Raw genomic sequence first — 20,161 nt, 5'->3', positions numbered from 1 at the left:
CTCGGTTTAAAGATAGTAATGGAAGTTTAATTGTGCGACTCGACCTCTTCTTCTTCTTTTTCTTCCAGCGAAATTCCTTCCATGCCCAATTCCGGAATAACCAATAAGGGAATTTGTGTGTGGAAAGCTGTCCGTTTGATGATAGGTTCGCGGGTCATCTTCTCCATGTAGCTGTGTTGATAGTTCAACATGGCCAATAAATGGATGTCCAATTCTTTGGAAAAAGTTTCTAGGGTATGCGATACCGAATTGAGTTCGGATACCGTATGGACATAGTGTTCCACGTCCCCTAAATACCGTCTTAACATGTTAAGGTTGAATTGCTGTAACTCCGTCAAAGCTTTTATACCATATTGTACATGAACTATACGTATGGTAGCATTGAACATTTTTGCCATTTCCAGCAGTGGGGTGAGTTCCGAAGTGGTATAAAATCGATTAAAATCCGTGGCAAAAGCAATTTCTGTGGGGGTCACATACTCAAAGTGGTATGGTATGGCCAAAATCGGGCATTTTTTTGTACATTTTATAATACGTACGGTATTGCTGCCCATAAACACCTCGTCCACACCGGATGCTCCCTTCGTACCGGTCACAACTAGATTGATGCCAAAGGTGTCCACAATATCCTTTACCTCTTCCACCAACAGATTAAAGGAGGAAATGGTCTCAAAACTATGGTTCGGGTTTCCGTATTTGGTTTTTATGCGCTCTACAGTGCGGCTCAGCCCCTGTTCCGAATTCTCTCTTACTGCATCAACAATGCGTACTCCGTCAATCATTTTAGCCATAAATCGGCTACTTGGAATTACAGGTGTATAGGTGTTGAGCAAATAAAATGTACAGCGCCTATTGCGGAACAATTGCATGGCATAATCAATGGCATTCCATGCATTCTCCGAAAAATCCGTAGGTATTAGAATCTTTTGCATCGGACTAAGATTTTCGATGCGATAAAATTAGACCTATGGGTCAGGGGATACTATGACAATTGTCAGCTTTTGGAAAATGGACTAAAAGCCCTCGACCATTTCAAGCAGTTTTCGCTCGTCTTTTATACCGATTTTTTTGCCTGAAGTATGGATCAATCCTTTCTTTTTAAATTCTGAAATAATTCGAATCGCTGATTCGGTCGCCGTGCCCACTACATTGGAAATATCTTCCCTGGAAAGGGTTAGAGCCAAAAAGCCATCGGCATCTTCGCCAAAGTTGTTCTTTAGATAAAGAAAAGCTTCTGCCATACGTTGTTTTACAGTCTTTTGGGAAATGTTTACAATAACATCGTCTGCCTCTTTTAGGTCATGTGCCATATGGCGCAATACTTCCAAAGTAAAGTTTGGGTTTTTTTGCAGGGTGTTCGTAATACTTTCCTTGGGAATAAAACAGACTTCCATGTCATCTACGGCTATGGCGGATAAATTGGTGCTCTCTTGGGAAATAACGGAGCGTTGTCCCAGAACTTCTCCTTTACTGGCCAATTTTACAATTTGGTCCTTGCCGTTCGCACTAAGCTTGGAAAGTTTGGAAATTCCGTTCCTAACACAATATACACCATTGAGTTTGTCGCCCTCTTCAAAAATGGGCTCCCCTTTTTTTATGGTTTTGGTGGTTTTGGAGTCGGATACTTTCTTCAACTCCTCTTTGCTCATGGCACGTAAAGAATTGAACTGCCTGATTATACAATTTTCACACCTGCTTTCCATAATAATGATTAGTTTACCTGATTCAACAAAAATAGTTGATAAACAAGCACAATTTACTGATAAATATCATATTTTTAAGAAGAAGAGTATTACAAATTTGCATCAGGTAAAGCAAATGTGAAATGGCAGACTCGACATGTTTTCATTGTGGAGACGAGTGTGGTAACAACGGAGTAAAGTTTGATGACAAAGAATTTTGCTGTAATGGTTGCAAGACCGTTTACGAGATTTTTACATCCAACGGCCTTTCCACCTATTACGAAATAGAGGGAAAAGCGGGAACCACGCCAAACGAAATTAGACAGAAGTACGATTTTTTGGACAACCAAGAAATTGTAGGGCAGTTGGTGGAGTTCAATGAAGAAGGAGTTCAGGTCGTAAGTCTAAGTATTCCTACCATACATTGCAGTTCTTGTATATGGGTGCTGGAAAATTTGAACAAGTTGCATTCGGCCATTACGGTTTCCCAAGTAGATTTCCCCAAAAAAACAATTCGGGTCACTTATAAAACAGAGGATTTTTCACTCAAGGCCCTGGTGCTTTTATTGGGAAGTATAGGATACGAGCCCTATATCTCTTTGGAGGAATACACCAAAAAAGGAAAAAATGTAGACCGCTCCCTAATTTATAAGTTGGGTGTTGCCGGATTTGCCTTTGGTAATGTGATGTTGTTCTCCTTCCCGGAATATTTTGAGGTAGAAGAATTTTGGTTGGACCAATACAAGCACGTTTTTCGTTGGTTGATGTTCGCTTTTTCCATTCCTGTGGTGTTTTATGCAGCTCAGGACTATTTTATATCCGCATATAAAGGCATCCGTTCCAAATTATTGAATATTGATGTGCCGATAGCCTTGGGAATTCTGGTACTCTTTTTAAGGAGTACATTCGATATTGTTTTCGATTTGGGGTCGGGTTTTTTTGATAGTCTCACCGGTTTGGTATTTTTCCTCCTCTTAGGGAAATTCTTCCAACAAAAAACTTACGCTTACCTCTCTTTTGAAAGGGATTACAAATCCTATTTTCCGATAGCGGTAACCCGGCTAAATAAAAATGGAGGTGAAGAGAATGTTCAAATCTATAATATTGAGGTAGGGGACAGGGTCCTGATCCGCAGTCACGAGATCATTCCGGTTGATTGTATACTTATCAAGGGAACGGCGGAAATCGACTATAGTTTCGTGACCGGCGAGTCGGAACCGGTCTTTAAGGAGTCAGGCGAAAAGCTTTTTGCCGGAGGCAAACAACTCTCTGGGGTTTTGGAAGTAGAGGTGTTGAAATCCGTTTCGCAAAGTTATCTCACACAACTGTGGGGCAACTCCGTATTCTCAAAAGACAAGGCCAGCCAATTCCAGACCCTCACCGATAGTATTGGTAAACGATTTACAATAGCGGTATTGAGCATTGCCACATTGGCTACCGTTTTTTGGCTGTTGACCGACCCTGGTTTGGCACTCAATGTATTCACATCGGTATTGATCATCGCTTGTCCTTGTGCCATTGCATTGGCAGCTCCGTTTACGTTGGGCAATATGTTGCGAATTTTTGGCAAGCATAAATTCTACCTAAAAAATGCCAATGTAATCGAACGTCTGTCTAAAATCGATACGGCAATTTTTGATAAAACGGGTACGCTCACCACCAGTCAAAAAGATACCATCCACTATGAAGGGATGGAACTCACGGATGAGGAAACAGCGCTCCTAAAGACGACCTTGAGAGCCTCCAACCACCCTTTGAGCAGATCATTGTACAATATTCTAAAATCCAATGCCATAATGACGCTTGAAGAATTTCAGGAGCATACAGGTCAAGGCATTGAAGGAAAATATAACCACCACTCCATAAAGGTGGGTTCGGCCTCTTATGTCGGCGAAAACCAGGGCAGTTCGATTACCAATACCACGGTATACGTCAGTGCCGATGAAGATGTGAAGGGCAGGTTTGTATTCAAAAACACCTATCGCGAAGGGATGCGTGAAATATTTGATGAAATGTCAGATCATTTGGAACTTGGTATCCTTTCAGGCGATAATGACGGAGAAAAGGAACAGCTCCAAAAAGTACTGCCAGCAAAGACAAGGATGCTATTTGACCAAAAACCAGAAGATAAGCTGGAATACATTAAAGCCCTACAGCAAGAGCATAAAGTATTGATGGTCGGCGATGGCTTGAACGATGCAGGTGCGCTGGCCCAGAGTGATGTTGGATTGGCAGTGTCGGAGAACATCAACGTGTTTTCGCCGGCCTGTGATGGAATTTTGGATGCGAGCAAGCTGAGGATGCTCCCTAGGTTTATCAAACTGTCCAATAGGTCCATGCGTATAATTAAAATGAGTTTTTTGTTGTCCCTCTGTTATAATATCGTGGGCTTGTATTTTGCGGTCACAGGTCAATTGCAACCAGTAATAGCTGCTATTTTGATGCCATTGAGTTCCATCAGTATAGTAGTGTTCACAACCTTGGCAACAAACTTTATTGGAAAAGATTTAAAAAATTAAATAAAGCTGACATATGTCATTTTTTGAAGAATACCATCACAGTAGTTTTACCCCCAAATTCAGGCAGGTATGAGTGTTATTTATGTGTTGTTGGCCATAAGCATAACGGTGGCCGTGGTCTTTTTTGTAGCCTTTGTTTTTTCGGTAAAAAGCGGACAATACGATGATACCTATACCCCTTCGGTAAGAATGCTGTTCGAAGATGAGGTGGTCAAAGACGTGGATAAATCAAACCTAAATAAAAAGGAAATCAAACAAACTAAAAGTACAAACCAATAAATATGGAAATACAACAGTTCCGCTACGATAACAAAATCGTGCAAAAGTTCTTATACGCTACCATTTTATGGGGCGTGGTGGGTATGGCAGTAGGCCTTTTGTTGGCCTTTATGTTTTTGTTCCCCAATGTTACAGAGGGTATTTCATGGCTTAGTTTTGGGCGTTTACGACCATTGCATACCAACGCCGTGATCTTTGCATTTGTGGGTAATGCCATTTTTGCGGGGGTATATTACTCTCTGCAACGCTTGCTAAAAGCAAGAATGTTCAGTGATGCCCTGAGCAACATCAACTTCTGGGGTTGGCAATTGATCATTGTCGCTGCTGCGTTGACCTTGCCGTTGGGATACACAACATCCAAAGAGTATGCAGAATTGGAATGGCCCATTGACTTGGCCATTGCCGTTGTCTGGGTAGTATTTGGATGGAACATGATCGGTACGATCTTAAAAAGAAGGCAGAGGCACCTTTACGTTGCAATTTGGTTTTATTTGGCAACTTTTGTTACCGTTGCCGTATTGCACATTTTTAATAGCTTGGAGCTGCCAGTTTCATTGACAGGACTCAAGAGTTATTCTGTTTATGCAGGTGTTCAGGATGCCTTGGTACAATGGTGGTACGGTCACAATGCGGTGGCGTTTTTCTTGACCACACCGTTCTTGGGATTGATGTACTACTTTGTTCCAAAAGCGGCCAACCGACCCATTTATTCCTATAGACTTTCCATCGTCCACTTCTGGTCGTTGATATTCATCTATATCTGGGCAGGTCCTCACCATTTGTTGTATTCAGCACTACCGGACTGGGCACAGAACTTAGGTGTGGTGTTCTCCGTGATGTTGATCGCACCATCTTGGGGTGGTATGATCAATGGTCTGTTGACACTTCGTGGAGTGTGGGATAAAGTAAGAAGTGATGCCACGTTAAAATTCATGGTGGTTGCTATTACCGGTTATGGTATGGCCACCTTCGAAGGTCCTATGCTTTCCCTGAAAAACGTAAATGCCATTGCTCACTTTAGTGACTGGATCATTGCACACGTGCACGTTGGTGCATTGGCTTGGAATGGTTTCTTGACATTTGGTATGATCTATTGGTTGGTGCCACGAATGTTCAAAACAGAACTGCACTCCAAAGGTTTAGCTAATTTCCACTTCTGGATTGGAACCTTGGGTATTGTACTTTATGCCCTTCCGATGTACGTTGCCGGATTTACCCAGGCGTTGATGTGGAAAGAATTCAACCCAGATGGTACCTTGGTGTACGGTAACTTCTTGGAAACCGTAACCCAAATTATTCCAATGTACTGGATGAGGGCCATTGGAGGGTCACTGTACATATTGGGTATGTTCGTGCTACTGTATAACGTATTAAGAACCATAAGGTCTGGTAGTAAAGTGGAAGATGAAGCCGCAGAAGCTCCAGCATTGGAACGTGTTGCTAAAAGAAGAGTGGCTGGAGAAACCTTCCATAACTGGTTGGAAAGAAAACCTGTTCAGTTGACCATCTTGGCTACCGTGGCCATTTTGATTGGTGGTATTGTACAAATTGTACCAACAATACTGGTGAAATCGAACATTCCTACCATAACAAGTGTTAAACCATATACTCCTTTGGAGCTGGAAGGTCGTGACCTATATATCAGGGAGGGCTGTGTAAGCTGCCACTCTCAAATGATCAGACCGTTCCGTAGCGAGGTGGAGCGTTATGGTGAATATGCCAAAGCAGGGGAGTTTGTTTATGATCACCCATTCCTTTGGGGAAGTAAACGTACCGGTCCCGATTTGTTGCGTGTGGGAGGCAAGTACTCAGATAACTGGCACTTGAACCATATGTACGATCCGCAAAGTACATCTGCGGGCTCTATTATGCCATCCTATGAATGGTTGGTAACAGATGAGCATGATCGTAGCGATGTACAGGCCAAAATGGAAACCATGGTAAAACTCGGTGTTCCGTATACCGAAGAAGATATTGCCAATGCTCCCCAATCTATGGCCGAGCAAGCAGAGCAAATCGAAAAGAACCTTTACACGGATCCTGAGTTCGCAAAAACCTACGAGGCGGATAAAAAATATGCTGAGGAAAACGGATTGGAATTTGTGGAAATGCGTGATCGTGAAATCGTATCCTTGATTGCTTATCTACAAAGATTGGGTACCGATATTAAGATTGAAGGAACTGAAGAAACCATATCTCAAAACAAATAACCATGTTGAAATTTGTAAAAGAACATATGGAAACCATTGATGGGATAGCCAACTATCCCATGGTTTCCCTGTTAATCTTCTTTGTGTTTTTCGTATTGTTATTCTGGTGGGTCTTTACCGCTACCAAGGAACACATAAGGGAGATGTCCGAACTACCATTGGATAACGAAGATCAACAAAACAAACTATAACATTATGAGTACAAGAACACCTTGGTGGATACGAGTCCCAGTTTTATTCTTTTTGATCTTCGGATTAATGGAATACTTTATAGACTCTGGTGACAAACCCGCAATCATAGAATATCCCATCACACAGTTTTTTATGCTGTTGGTTTTGATGATCTTGATTGCCATAGAATTGATATTAGCTTCTATCGAAAATATTATGTTCCAAACCCTTTCAGAAGAAGGAAAGGAACGCTACTTGGAAGCCAAAAGCAAGAAGTTTGAATGGACATGGGCCAAAAACCTCATGAAGAAACTCACCAAGAGCCGCTCCATTGAGCGGGAAGGTGAGATTGTCCTGGACCACAATTATGATGGCATCCGAGAACTGGACAATGTGTTGCCTCCGTGGTGGGTGTACCTGTTCTATGCTACCATTGTATTTGCAGTAGTATATCTGGTGCGTTTCCATGTAATTGGGGAATACGATCAAAAATTGGAATACGAACAAGAAGTTGCCGCAGCCCAATTAGCAATCGAAGAGTATAAAAAAACAGCAAAGGACTTGGTGGATGCCAGTACAGTAGAATTTCTATCAGATGAATCTGATTTGGCGGCCGGCGAAAAGATTTTCCAAGCTAACTGCGTTGCTTGTCACATGGCAGATGGCGGTGGTGGAATTGGCCCTAACCTTACAGACAACCATTGGATATTGGGTGGAGGTATCAAAAATATCTTTACCACAATTTCCGAAGGTGGTCGTGATGGCAAGGGGATGATTGCATGGAAACAAACCTTGAAGCCAGCCGAAATGGCTCAGGTTGCCAGTTACGTGATTACCTTGGGCGGCACAACACCGGCCAATCCAAAGGATCCTGAAGGTGAAATCTGGGTAGACCCAGATGCCCCGGAAGAAACCAATGGAACAGAGTCTGAAACCGAGGAAACCGCCCCGGCGGAAATGGAACAGGTAACAGATTCCACAGAAGTCGCCATGAACTAGTCCTTTTGGACACTTTGGTGATAAATATTTATCCATAAACCACAAATGCGATGGAAGAGAATTTTAGGGATTCCATAGGCACAATCACAGAAGAAGGCAAAAGGAACTTTATTTATCCAAAAAAACCCAGCGGAAGGTATTATGATTACCGAAAGTACGTAAGTTACTTTCTGCTGATTTTTTTGATAGCAGCTCCCTTTGTCAAAATCAACGGGCACCAATTTTTGATGTTCAATGTACTGGATAGGCGATTCAATATTTTTGGATTTCCTTTCTGGCCACAAGATTTCCATTTAGTCGTAATATCCATGATCATTGGTGTAATATTCATTGCACTGTTCACGGTAGCCTACGGACGGATTTTCTGCGGCTGGATGTGCCCCCAGACCATATTTCTGGAAATGGTCTTCCGACGCATTGAGTATTGGATAGACGGTGACAGGGGTGCCCAAATGCGGCTGGCCAAGTCGCCATGGAATGGTACCAAAATTCGAAAAAGGGTTTTAAAGTGGATTATCTTCTTTATCATCTCCTTTTTTATCGCCAATGTTTTTTTGGCTTACCTGATCGGTAGCGATCAATTGATCGCGTACATCACGGATGGACCAATGGCGCACTTGAGCACCATGGTACCATTGTTGATTTTTACCGCAGTGTTTTACTTCATCTTTGCGTGGTTCAGGGAACAAGTATGTATTATTGCTTGCCCTTACGGAAGGTTGCAAGGGGTGCTTCTGGATGATAAATCCATTGTGGTCGCCTACGATCATAAACGTGGTGAAGGAGAAAATGGCCGAAAAAAGTTTAGAAAGAATGAAGACCGTGAAGCTCTTGGACATGGTGACTGTATTGATTGCCTGCAATGTGTGAATGTCTGTCCTACCGGTATCGACATCCGTAACGGAACACAATTGGAATGCGTCAACTGTACGGCCTGTATAGACGAGTGCGATCATATCATGGACAGTATCAACAAACCCAAAGGCTTGATCAGATACGCCAGCGAAGATGAGATTACCAACAAGAACAAGTTCAAGTTTACTGCCCGTATGAAAGGGTATTCCGCAGTATTGGTGGTATTGATCGGTATTTTGATAGGGATGTTGTTTATGAGAAACGAAGTCGAGGCAAACGTACTTCGGTTACCTGGGCAGTTGTACGAGCGTAAGGAAAACAACATTATAAGTAATGTGTATACCTATAAATTGGTGAACAAGACCACAAAGGATATTGAAAATGTGTCTTTTGAGCTCATGTCTCACAAAGGAGAGATAAAAATGGTGTCACAGGATAAGTTCACAGTTCCTGCCGAGGAATTGGCCGAGGGAACATTGTTCATCGAAATAAACGCTTCGGCATTGAATGGTGACAAGGATAAATTGAAGATTGGGGTTTACAGTGGTGATAAACTCATAGAGACCACGGTGACACAGTTTTTGGCACCGAGGAGTTATAATTAAAAACACTGAGATGAAAATTAATTGGGGAACAGGAATCGTGTTGGCATTTATTGGGTTTATCAGCTTCATCCTATACTTTGTGGTTCGGATGAGTACTGATGACAGGGCCAACCACGATCTTGTAACGGAAGAATATTATAAAAAGGAATTATCCTATCAACAGGAAATAGATGCCTCTAAAACAGCATCTGAAATGAATGCCAACTTAAAGGTAGAAAAGACCGAAGAAGGTTTGATGATTTATTTCCCTGAACGTTTCGACCCCAAAAAAATTAGTGGTAAAGTGTCCCTATATAGACCGTCTAACAAGCACTTGGATACTAACTTTCCTATAAGTTTGTCCAAAACACATTTGCTCATACCTGACAATCGCTTGGTAGACGGTCGCTGGGACATATCCATAAACTGGCAATACGAAGGTAACTCCTTTTTACATAAAGAAAAATTAGTGTACTGATCATGTTGACGTCTGCATTGGTTTTGGGTCTATTGGGTAGCTTGCATTGCTTGGGCATGTGCGGGCCAATAGCTTTTATGCTTCCATTGGATCAAACCAATAATGTCAAGAAAACAGGTCAGTTGGCCATCTACCATTTTGGTAGGTTATTGGCCTATGGGATCATTGGTGTGCTTTTTGGTCTCTTGGGGAAAGGCTTATCCCTATTTGGCATACAACAGAAGCTTTCTATAGGAATTGGGGCACTTATGATCATCTTGGTATTGATTCCAGCCAAATATCTGAACGGACATCGGATCTTATCACCAATATACTCGATAATCGGGAAGGTGAAATCCAAATTGGGATCAGAGCTCAAAAAAAAGACCCCTGACACTTTTTTGACCATAGGCTTTCTAAATGGGTTTTTACCCTGCGGACTCGTGTATATGGCACTCTTGGGGGCACTTGCCATGGGCAATGCCTTAGAGGGCGGACTTTATATGATGATATTTGGTCTTGGTACGGTCCCGTTGATGTCATTGGTCGTGTATTCCAAAGGAATGTTCAGTAATTCCATTAAATTTAAAATCCAGAAATTGATACCGGTATTTGTGGTCATCATAGGTATTTTGTTTATTGTACGTGGGCTTGGGTTGGGAATACCATATGTTTCCCCAAAAGCGGCCCCGGCAGATACAGTATCGGCGACCATAGAATGCCATCAACCCTAAAATTTAAATCCACAATGAAAATAACGTCAGCGGAAGAAGCGGTAGGAATTGTAAAATCAGGAGACCGGGTCTTCTTCCAAGGAGCGGCAATGACCCCTAACGAATTGATCGATGCCCTGTGCGATAGGCACCAGCAGATCAAAGATGTTGAGATCATATCCATACATACCGAAGGGGATGCAAAATATACAAGACAGCCCTATTGCGAGGCCTTTACATTGAACGCATGCTTTGTCGGAGGCAATGTAAGGAGCTATGTAAATACCTACATGGGGGATTATATCCCAGTTTTCTTGAGTGAGATACCTTGGCTGTTTGCCGATGAATACCTGCCCTTGGATGTGGCCTTTGTACAAGTGTCACCTCCAGATAAACACGGGTACTGTTCGTTGGGTGTTTCGGTAGATGTGGCGCTGCCCGCTGTGAGGACCGCAAAGAAAATTGTGGCACAGATCAATCCGCAAGTGCCTAGGACCCATGGAACAGGGATTGTCCATATCGATGAAATAGCGTTCGCCATAGAAGTGGATAGGCCAATTCACCAACACGATCCAACAGAGCCATCGGAAGTAGAACATGAAATCGGAAGGCACGTGGCTTCATTGATCGAAGATGGTGCTACCCTACAAATGGGTATCGGGAACATACCAAATGCAGTGCTTTCCAACCTTGGCAACCATAAAAATTTGGGTATCCATACCGAAATGTTTTCCGATGGAGTTTTGCCATTACTGGAAAGCGGTGTGATCAATGGTAAGGAAAAGGCCGTGAAACGGGGCAAGATCGTTAGTTGCTTTGCCGTTGGTTCACAAAAGCTATACGATTTTATCGACGATAACCCCATTTGTGATTTCAGGGACTCCGGATACACCAACGACACGGCAAGAATTCGTAGAAACCCTAAGGCAACCGCTATAAACAGTGCTATCGAGATTGATTTGACCGGCCAAGTCTGTGCCGATACAATCGGAGGCTATCAATTTTCAGGAGTTGGTGGACAAATGGATTTTATGCGAGGTGCGTCCCTTTCAAAGGGAGGAAAGCCCATAATAGCTATGTCCTCTACCACCAAAAAAGGAGTTTCTAAAATAACACCTTTCTTAAAGCAGGGTGCAGGGGTTACCACTACGCGTGCCCACATGCATTATGTGGCCACCGAATATGGTGTGGTCAACCTTTTCGGTAAGAACTTGCACCAGCGTGCGGAAGCTTTGATCTCCATTGCGCATCCAGATCATAGGGAGTCGCTCGAAAAAGCGGCCTATGAAAGGTTTCATGGATAACCATGGTAACGTATTAAACTAAAAGAGGGGGCAATTTTAAAATTGTCCCCTCTTTTTTTGAATTGCATGAAACCAATCAAAAATGCAACCCATCAGATCTTAAAGGTGATCACCGGTGCTTCGGAATGATTGGCGATGTCCTCGCCGATACTTCCCATGAAAAAGTGCGATAGGCCTCTTCTTCCATGTGTGGGTATTCCGATAAGGTCCGCTGATACTTTATCACTATAGTTTAGTACACCTTTTTCAACGGTGTAATCATTATATATTTCTACTTCCATTCCTACCTTGGCGGCATCCAGGAATTTGGAAATTTTGGCGTTGGCATCCTCAGTGCTCAAAAACTCGTCCCCTGGTGTGTTGATGTATACCAAGTGTAATTGAGACCCGAGCAAATCTGCCATTTCATTGGCCTTTATTAAAGCGGGAACGCTCTCTTCCTCAAAATCGGAGGCAAAGACAAAATGATTGGGCTTGAATTCCTCAACATCCCCCTTGATTACCAAAACGGGAATATCTGAAGTTCGAACAACGCGCTCGGTATTGGAGCCGATAAATATTTCTTGAAGTCCGTCGGCACCGTGCGATCCCATAACAATTAAATCGGCTTTGTGCTTTTCTGCGACCTCGGCCACTTCACTAAATACTTTGTAATGCTTGATTACTGGAACCACTTTGATCCCTTTTAAATAGGGTTGGTCCAAAAAGTCGCTGAAGCGTTGTTCGCCAAGTTTAATCAAATGGACTACCTGCTCTTGGGATATGTATCCAGATTCCCCCATAATGGCGGGAGAAAGCTCTAACATATGGAGCACCAATAGTTCCGCATCGTGTTGCTTGGCAAGGGATGCGGCTACTTTAAGGGCTTTTTCGGATTGATTTGAAAAATCAACCGGTACGATTATACTTTTCATTTTATTGCATTTTTAGGTTAAACGGTCATGGAAAATATTCGGGTATCTGGTTTTTTTCTATGCATTTTTAGATCAAAGGCCATACTAATGTTTCTAACATAAGGTCTTCCTTTGTCGGTGACCTTTATTTGGGTCTCTTCTATTTCGACCAATCCGTCCGCCTCGAGTTCGGAAAGGTTGGACAAAATACTCTCAAAATCAACTACCTCCTCTTCCTCTTGGCTCCATGTGGTTTCGAACCTACACATGATATTGAGGATGTGCCTACGTATAATTTCGTCTTCGGCATTGAGGATATGCCCCCTAAAAATAGGGATAACTCCATGTGAAACCAAATTTTCGTATTCCTCCACGTTTTTGACATTCTGTGCGAAACCATACCAGCTATCACTAATGCTGGATGCTCCCAGGCCTATCATTAGTTTGGTCTTGGATGGGGTGTAACCCATAAAATTCCTGTGCAGGGTGCCGTTTTCCAAAGCCTTGTACAAGCTATCGGTAGGAAGTGCAAAATGATCCATCCCAACATCCTTGTAACCGGATTCGCCCAGCATTCTTTTACCCATTTCGTACTGTGCTTTTTTCTCCACGGAAGAAGGAAGGTCTTCTTCTTTATAACCGCGTTGTCCATTTCCTTTTAACCAAGGAACATGTGCATAACTATAAAAAGCGATCCTGTCCGGTTTAATAGCGTTTGTCTTCATGATGGTCGTTTCCACATCCGAACAATTTTGAAATGGCAATCCGTAAATGATATCATGTCCAACAGAGGTGTAACCGATCTCTCGTGCCCATTCCGTCACGTTCTTGACATTCTCAAAGGGTTGAATTCTGTTTATGGCGCGTTGTACGGTCAAGTTGTAATCTTGAACACCATAACAAACCCTTCTAAAACCAACATCGTACAGTGCTTGTAGATGTTCTTTGGTCGTATTGTTTGGGTGTCCTTCAAAACTGAATTCTATGTCATCGGTTTTCTTGCTCAGACGAACAATACCTTCAATAAGATACTTTAAGTTTTCGGGGGAAAAGAAAGTAGGGGTGCCACCACCTAAATGCAATTCTTTTATAACGGGTTTTGAACCCATTAGGTCAACGTATAGTTCCCATTCTTTTAAAACCGCTTTTATATAAGGTGATTCAACCTCGTGACGTTTGGTAATGCGTTTATGGCACCCACAAAAGGTACACATGCTCTCACAAAAGGGGAGATGTATATAAACACTGATTCCTTCGTCCGGGTTTTCTTCAAAGGCCCTGAGTACACTGGATTTCCATTTTTTGCCTGAAAATGTTTCAAGATCCCAATATGGAACGGTCGGGTAACTGGTGTACCTTGGACCTGGGACATTATATTTTTGAATTAATTCGCACATAAGCTACATACCATTTCATTATAGGTCAAAATTACCTTTGATGCCTTGTATAAAACATGATAATTGTCAGGCTTTCGGTCCTAAGGCCCCAAATACGATATATTGAGCCTGATGAGTATCATATTTTTAAGCTGTTCTATACCTTACATTTATACTGATTTATAACGGTTTAAAATCTATCAGAATGGGAGAGCATGTGGAAAGTTCGTTCAGTGAACAGGAGCGAAAAGCATTTGTTCAGCACCTAATCGAGGATATCCAAGCGTTGGAAAAAATGATCAAGGATGGATTGATCGAGGATGATATTGTGCGTATCGGGGCAGAACAGGAAATGTGTTTGATCAATGATGAATTCAGGCCTTCCCCCAAATCATTGGATATATTGAAAGATTTAGACGATGGTCACTTCACCACAGAATTTGCAACCTATAACATTGAAGCCAACCTAGATCCCATACAACTGGAGAAGGATTGTTTTAAAAGTATGGGGAATCAGTTGCACACTTTGCTGGAAAAGGCAAAAAAAGTAGCAAAAATGCATGGTTCCAAAATTGTTCTTACAGGGATACTTCCCACCATCAGCAAAGATGAACTTGGGATGGATTTTATGACGCCCATTAAGAGGTACTCTAGAATAAATGAAGTGCTGAAGACTTGGCGCGGTGATGATTTTTCTTTAAGGATCAAAGGCGCGGATGAGCTTTCATTACATCATGATTCAGTACTTTTTGAAGCATGTAACACCAGTTTTCAACTACATCTGCAGATACCACCGGACGATTTTATCAAAAGTTACAATTGGGCCCAGGCCATTTCGGGACCGGTTTTGGGAATTTGCTGCAATTCACCGCTCCTTTTGGGCAAGGAACTTTGGAGGGAGACCCGTATTGCCCTGTTCCAACAAAGCCTCGATGCAAGGGTATGGACCAAAGCTGTGAAGGAACAAGTGGCGAGGGTAGGTTTTGGTGAGCGATGGCAAAAGGCATCGGTCGCTGAGATATTTAAACAAGATATATCTTCCCATCGTATTTTGTTGACCAAGCCCATTGAGCAGAGTTCTATGGACCTGCTCGAAGAAGGCCATATTCCAAAGTTGGAAGCCTTGAGTCTTTTTAATAGTACGATCTATCGCTGGAACAGACCATGCTATGGTGTGGGCAATGGAAAACCGCATTTACGGATAGAGAATAGATACATCCCATCCGGCCCAACCGAAATGGATGAAATGGCCAATTTTGCCTTTTGGGTGGGCCTAATGGCCGGCAGGCCCAAAAAGTATGATGATATGCCTAGCTTAATGGATTTTAAGGTGGCCAAACTCAACTTTATCCGGGCGGCTATGAGTGGAAGGCACACCGTGTTTTCTTGGATGGGCAAGACTATGACGGTAAAGAAAATGGTACAGCAAGAACTTCTACCGATTGCCTACAACGGTTTGCGAAAATTCAATATTGACGAGGAGGATATCAAAATGTTATTGGGAGTAATAGAGTCGAGATTAACAAGTGGTACCGGAGCCGAATGGCAAATAAAGAATTTTAGGGCCTTACGTAAACAGATGAAACTGGACAGTGCCATTGTCCAATTGACCAGGGCCATGTACAATAACCAAGAGACCTTGGAACCGGTCCACAAATGGGGGCCAATCAAGGGTATGGCAAAGACCAAGGAATCTTTTCACTGGGTAGGGCAGATCATGTCCACTAAGCTGTTGAAACTTTACGAGGACGATTATGCCAACTTGGCCATTGCGATCATGCAATGGAACAATATCCACCATATCCCGGTTGAAAATGAAAGGGGAAAATTGGTGGGCCTACTTACTTGGAGCCATATAGAAAGATTTGAAAAATTGGATAAAAAGGAGGCTAAAGTCTCGGATATTATGGTCAAGGAAGTAATAACGGTCGGTCCCAAGACCGAGATTAAAGAAGCAGAATTGATGATGGAGAAATATAATATTGGGTGTTTGCCCGTCTGTGTGGATGACCATACCGTGGGAATCATTAGTAAAACAGATTTATAATCATGCCATTGGTCCATAGCATAGCACTGAACAAGGATGTACATGTAGATCGCATCATTGACCATGTTCAAGGGAAACCGGGCGGTCCTACCGTGGTTTTTTTTGGAGGTGTACATGGTAATGAAACGGCAGGTGTTTTTGCCTTAAAGGAAGTCTTCAAGCAAATTAGGGGCCAAAACACGATTGTTCATGGGGATATCTATGGTGTATCGGGAAACTTGGGAGCTCTGGAGACCAGACAGCGTTTTCAAAAGGAAGACTTCAATAGAATATGGTTTCCGGAACGTATCGAGGACATCATCGAAAGTAATAGGGCACATCATAGTGAAGAGAATGAATTGAATCATCTTTATGTATTGCTACAGGATATATTAAGGCGAGGAACATCGCCATTTTACTTTCTGGACCTTCATACCACCTCTAGTGATACCATTCCTTTTATGGTGCTGAACGACAGTCTACTGAACAGAAAATTTGCCTCCCATTTTCCTTTGCCCATTATTTTGGGAATCGAGGAGTATTTAAAAGGGGCATTGCTCAGTTATATCAATGAGTTGGGCTATGTATCCCTAGGTTTTGAAAGCGGCCAGCACGATGATGGGCAAGCTGTGACCAACTGTATGGATTTTATTCGATATTCTTTGGCCCTAACCCAATCTTTGGAAACTTCCGAGGATGAGCTGGAAAGGTTAAGGAAGGCGATATCCGATTCAGGACGTGATTCCCATACCTTTTATGAAATCTACCACCAGCACGATATTGGGCCAGAGAATAATTTTAAGATGTTCCCGGGGTTCATCAATTTTCAGATAATACCAAAAGGAGCTAGTTTGGCACTTGTGGACGGGGTTGAGCTAAAGACTACCAAACGGCGTCAAATATTTATGCCGTTATACCAGGCGCAAGGGAATGAAGGTTTCTATTTTATAAGGCCCATACCTAAATTTTTGCTTTGGTTGTCCAAACAACTAAGGCGATTTAGGGTGGATCATATCTTGGTAAAATTGCCGGGTGTGGAATGGGGCGATCCAGAAAAGGCTACTTTGGTGGTAGACCAGAGAGTGGCACGCTTTTTTGCCAAATCCTTTTTACACTTAATGGGTTATAGGGCCAGAAAATTTGACAGGTCCCATTTAAGGGCAAAGAACAGGGAAAGTGCCTCGAAATCTTCAGAGTATTCCAATACGAGATGGTTCAATAAATAAAAAAGGCCCAAGATATTTCTTGGGCCTTTTTAAGTATTAGGGTATGTTTAGTTTTGCATTATAAAGTTGATCGGGATACTGTATTTTACGTTGACAGCTTTTCCGCGTTGTTCACCGGGCTTGACTTTTGGTAGGGAAGCAATGATTCTCTCAGCCTCTTTTTCCAATAATTTGTCAGGACCTCTTTTTTGTATTCCACTTACCCTACCGTGGGTGTCGATTACGAACTGGACATATACCCTGCCTGTAATGTGCATCTCCAAAGCAGCGGGAGGATAACTGAAGTTTTCCTTGATGTGCTCCTGTACCTTCTGGTTAAAGCACTCTTTACGCTCAGCTTGGGTTTGAAGGTCCTCGCAACCGGGGAATACCGGTACATGTTCGATTACTGCAAAGGGTACGATGATCTCTTCTTCCACTTCTTCTACATCTACATCCTCAATGCGTACCACAGCATCTTCGATAAATGTTTCTTGACTACTTTCGGTACTCTCGATGATAGTCTCTTTTACATCTTCCACATCTTCCACGATCTCGATCACGTTAGGAGCTGAAGGAGGGGGTGGAGGTGGAGCGGTTCTGATCATTTCAGTGATCGGTACATCTTCCTTAAGTTCGTCGGTTAATTGAACAACTTCAGAAACTTTGGATTCCTCTTCATAGAACTTTACTTCAAAGGATTGCCATGTCATGAACAATACCGAAGTAAGTCCTATCATGAAATAAAGACTACTATTACGTCCAATTTCTACGTCTGGGTTCTTTTTTGGTTTCATGACTTTTACTATTTAACTATGTTAAAGGTAGTTTTCTTCAAAATCAGAAAATATGATAATAGTCAGGTTTATGAAGGGGTGTAAAACAACAGATAATCAGTTGTTTATGTCTGTGTGTGGAAGTCCGGCCAAATCATTGTCCGTCAAGTCAAATTGAAAAGTGAGTCCAAGTCGGATCATATTTTCACTTGAGTTTCTGAACCTACGGTTAAAATAACCAATATCCCCCTTCAAATTCTTGGTAAGTTGTCGGCCAACACCAAAAAATATCCTGTTCTGACTAAAAGTAGTGCCCTCCATATTAAGGAACACTTCATCAAAAGCCTTAAGGTATACATCTTTATAGAGGGGTCTTACATATTGTAGCCGGTACCTGATCCTATTGTTGGTCTTTGGGTCTTCTGTATGGATCAATCGTCTATTTTCAAACCGAACCCGTTGTGAAATGGATTGACCGTGGATTTTGGATTTGAGCGTGTATTCGCCATAAAACCAAATTTGATTTGTGTTGACGACATCGTTTTGCTCCAAATAGGAATTTGAGTTGAGCAGAGCCATGCCTCCTGTAACTGTGGAAGCACTACTAATATGATAGGAAGCACCTGTCCTGAAGAAGAAAAACCCGTATTTGTCCACCATATGGTTGTGCTTTAGGATACCAACGGCGGGTACGCTCCAATCTTTATGGATTTTGGTAGTGCCGCAAAGTACGAACCATGACCCATACTCGTTTTCTTCAGAATTTTGACCATAAACTGAGTGGTGCAAGAAAGCAGATAGCATTATGGAACAAAGCAATGTTGAGCTATACTTTGTAAACTCCATGAGCGATGTATTTTGGATTGTAGGAGTACAAAGTTTGCCATTAAAATAACGGCTATAGTATGATGTTTGTCATAGATTGGCCTAATCTTAGGTATCCAGGTTTATTGGGCGCTTTGTTTCTTTTTGTTTTCCCAGATAAGGGCGGCCGCCCCACAAATGGCAGCGGTTTTTCCATGCATGGTCGAATGTATCAGTTTAACCTTGCCCTTATATACATCCAACAGAAAGCCGTTAAAATATTTTTCTAATGGAGTCATGATCCATTTTCCACTATTGGTAAGCCCTCCCATTAAAATAAATGCCTCTGGTTGGGTGAAAGCCGTAAAATTAGCGAGCGCTTGGGCCATGATCCTCGCAGTGTAATCAAAAGCCTTGAGGGCGATTTCGTCCCCTTCTTCCGCTGCCCGGGTTATGTCCTCCCCATGCAGGTCGTTATAAGCGATATCCCTAAAGCGGCTCTCGACCAGATATTTGCTTTGCATGTACATAACGGTACGCTTTAGGCCAGTGGCGGATACATACGCTTCAAGACCACCTTTTACGCCCAATCCCGTTAACCTGCCATCGCCAATGGTCATATCTACATGCCCCAATTCTCCGGCGAAACCATCAAACCCATCTATCAATTGCCCGTTGGCCACTATTCCGGCACCAAAACCAGTACCTAAAGTCACTACAATAAAATCCGTCATGCCCTGAGCCCCACCAAAAAGCATTTCTCCCAAGGCAGCGGCACTGGCATCGTTCATAATACGGATTGGCATATCCATTCGCTGTTGTAGCAGTTTTACCAAGGGAACACTCCCTTTCCATGCCAGATTGCTTGCACTTTCAATGGTCCCGTTTTTACTGGATGCATTGGGAGCACCAATCCCACAACCTATAATATTCGCCTGTTCCCCGAATTGTGCGATAAGTTCATCGCAAGTGGATTTAATTTTATCCAAATAGTTGTCCAGGTTGGGATATTCCTTTGTTCTAAAAAAAGTCTTTTCATAGCATTCTCCATGTTCATCCACCAAACCTATCTTGGTCTTGGTACCTCCTATGTCTATGCCGATCACTAAATCCATATTTAAATCCGAGTTTTTTTAAGGGTTTTAAATATAAGTATTATGGTGTCAAAAAAATAACTTCCCGTATTTTTATGGAGGCGGATTTTTTCCTAATATCATGCAAAAGTTGGAAAAGGATGACTTCTGTCATGTTTTAGGTCAAGGGCCGATTCTACTTTTGGATAGCATATAAAAACCAATAAATTATAAT

General features: G+C 42.4%; 18 protein-coding genes. 11 read left to right on the top strand and 7 right to left on the bottom strand.

What is annotated here, in order from left to right; all coding sequences use genetic code 11:
- Positions 1–26: 26 nt before the first annotated feature.
- Both PY091_RS10230 and PY091_RS10225 read right to left on the bottom strand, forming a co-directional pair.
- Positions 27–932 carry a universal stress protein gene (locus PY091_RS10230; protein ID WP_275649570.1) on the bottom strand — a complete coding sequence of 302 codons (906 nt, stop codon included), beginning with the start codon at positions 930–932 and terminating at the stop codon, positions 27–29.
- Positions 933–1,013: 81 nt separating this feature from the next.
- Entirely contained in the window at positions 1,014–1,649 is a 636-nt protein-coding gene (locus tag PY091_RS10225) for a Crp/Fnr family transcriptional regulator (RefSeq protein ID WP_275649569.1), read from the bottom strand.
- 176 nt (positions 1,650–1,825) lie between these two features.
- On the opposite strand from PY091_RS10225, the gene PY091_RS10220 reads away from it, so the two are divergent.
- From PY091_RS10220 to PY091_RS10180, 9 genes are all read left to right on the top strand, one after another.
- Entirely contained in the window at positions 1,826–4,201 is a 2,376-nt protein-coding gene (locus tag PY091_RS10220) for a heavy metal translocating P-type ATPase (RefSeq protein ID WP_275649568.1), read from the top strand.
- Between the two features lie 69 nt (positions 4,202–4,270).
- Positions 4,271–4,480, top strand: coding sequence for a cbb3-type cytochrome oxidase assembly protein CcoS (gene ccoS, locus PY091_RS10215; protein ID WP_275649567.1), 210 nt, complete (start codon positions 4,271–4,273; stop codon positions 4,478–4,480).
- A gap of 2 nt (positions 4,481–4,482) precedes the next feature.
- Positions 4,483–6,690 (top strand): cytochrome-c oxidase, cbb3-type subunit I, encoded by a 2,208-nt coding sequence (gene ccoN / locus PY091_RS10210; protein WP_275649566.1) that lies wholly within the window; start codon positions 4,483–4,485, stop codon positions 6,688–6,690.
- Positions 6,691–6,692: 2 nt separating this feature from the next.
- Positions 6,693–6,881: a CcoQ/FixQ family Cbb3-type cytochrome c oxidase assembly chaperone gene (locus tag PY091_RS10205; protein WP_119607564.1), complete on the top strand. Its 189-nt coding sequence runs from the start codon at positions 6,693–6,695 to the stop codon at positions 6,879–6,881.
- A gap of 4 nt (positions 6,882–6,885) precedes the next feature.
- Positions 6,886–7,860: a cbb3-type cytochrome c oxidase N-terminal domain-containing protein gene (locus tag PY091_RS10200; protein ID WP_275649565.1), complete on the top strand. Its 975-nt coding sequence runs from the start codon at positions 6,886–6,888 to the stop codon at positions 7,858–7,860.
- Positions 7,861–7,910: 50 nt separating this feature from the next.
- Positions 7,911–9,320, top strand: coding sequence for a cytochrome c oxidase accessory protein CcoG (ccoG, locus tag PY091_RS10195; protein ID WP_275649564.1), 1,410 nt, complete (start codon positions 7,911–7,913; stop codon positions 9,318–9,320).
- Positions 9,321–9,330: 10 nt separating this feature from the next.
- On the top strand, positions 9,331–9,777 hold the full coding sequence (locus PY091_RS10190) for a FixH family protein (protein ID WP_275649563.1): 447 nt from the start codon (positions 9,331–9,333) through the stop codon (positions 9,775–9,777).
- A 2-nt stretch (positions 9,778–9,779) separates the two neighbouring features.
- Entirely contained in the window at positions 9,780–10,490 is a 711-nt protein-coding gene (locus tag PY091_RS10185; RefSeq protein WP_275649562.1) for a sulfite exporter TauE/SafE family protein, read from the top strand.
- 14 nt (positions 10,491–10,504) lie between these two features.
- A complete protein-coding gene (locus tag PY091_RS10180; protein WP_275649561.1) occupies positions 10,505–11,773 on the top strand; it encodes an acetyl-CoA hydrolase/transferase family protein in 1,269 nt (422 codons plus the stop codon).
- A gap of 92 nt (positions 11,774–11,865) precedes the next feature.
- On the opposite strand, the gene PY091_RS10175 is transcribed toward PY091_RS10180, so the two are convergent.
- On the bottom strand, positions 11,866–12,687 hold the full coding sequence (locus PY091_RS10175; protein WP_275649560.1) for a universal stress protein: 822 nt from the start codon (positions 12,685–12,687) through the stop codon (positions 11,866–11,868).
- Positions 12,688–12,704: 17 nt separating this feature from the next.
- On the bottom strand, positions 12,705–14,063 hold the full coding sequence (gene hemN / locus PY091_RS10170) for an oxygen-independent coproporphyrinogen III oxidase (protein WP_275649559.1): 1,359 nt from the start codon (positions 14,061–14,063) through the stop codon (positions 12,705–12,707).
- Positions 14,064–14,247: 184 nt separating this feature from the next.
- On the opposite strand from hemN, the gene PY091_RS10165 reads away from it, so the two are divergent.
- Entirely contained in the window at positions 14,248–16,089 is a 1,842-nt protein-coding gene (locus tag PY091_RS10165) for a CBS domain-containing protein (protein WP_275649558.1), read from the top strand.
- A gap of 2 nt (positions 16,090–16,091) precedes the next feature.
- The gene (locus PY091_RS10160) at positions 16,092–17,294 is read left to right on the top strand and encodes a succinylglutamate desuccinylase/aspartoacylase family protein (RefSeq protein ID WP_275649557.1); all 1,203 of its coding nucleotides are present in this window, start codon (positions 16,092–16,094) and stop codon (positions 17,292–17,294) included.
- A gap of 47 nt (positions 17,295–17,341) precedes the next feature.
- Here the strand turns inward: PY091_RS10160 and PY091_RS10155 are convergent, their stop codons facing one another.
- The 3 genes from PY091_RS10155 to PY091_RS10145 all read right to left on the bottom strand — a co-directional run bounded on the left by PY091_RS10155 (position 17,342) and on the right by PY091_RS10145 (position 19,968).
- On the bottom strand, positions 17,342–18,070 hold the full coding sequence (locus PY091_RS10155; RefSeq protein ID WP_275649556.1) for an energy transducer TonB: 729 nt from the start codon (positions 18,068–18,070) through the stop codon (positions 17,342–17,344).
- A gap of 96 nt (positions 18,071–18,166) precedes the next feature.
- On the bottom strand, positions 18,167–18,895 hold the full coding sequence (locus tag PY091_RS10150; protein WP_275649555.1) for a DUF2490 domain-containing protein: 729 nt from the start codon (positions 18,893–18,895) through the stop codon (positions 18,167–18,169).
- 101 nt (positions 18,896–18,996) lie between these two features.
- Complete coding sequence (locus tag PY091_RS10145; protein WP_275649554.1) at positions 18,997–19,968, bottom strand: ROK family protein; 972 nt, start codon at positions 19,966–19,968, stop codon at positions 18,997–18,999.
- Positions 19,969–20,161 lie beyond the last annotated feature (193 nt).

Origin of the sequence: Flagellimonas okinawensis (assembly GCF_029194005.1) — a bacterium.
Lineage (GTDB): Bacteria > Bacteroidota > Bacteroidia > Flavobacteriales > Flavobacteriaceae > Flagellimonas > Flagellimonas okinawensis.
Note: the sequence above shows the minus strand (reverse complement) of the source record. Positions and strands in the feature narration are given on the sequence as shown.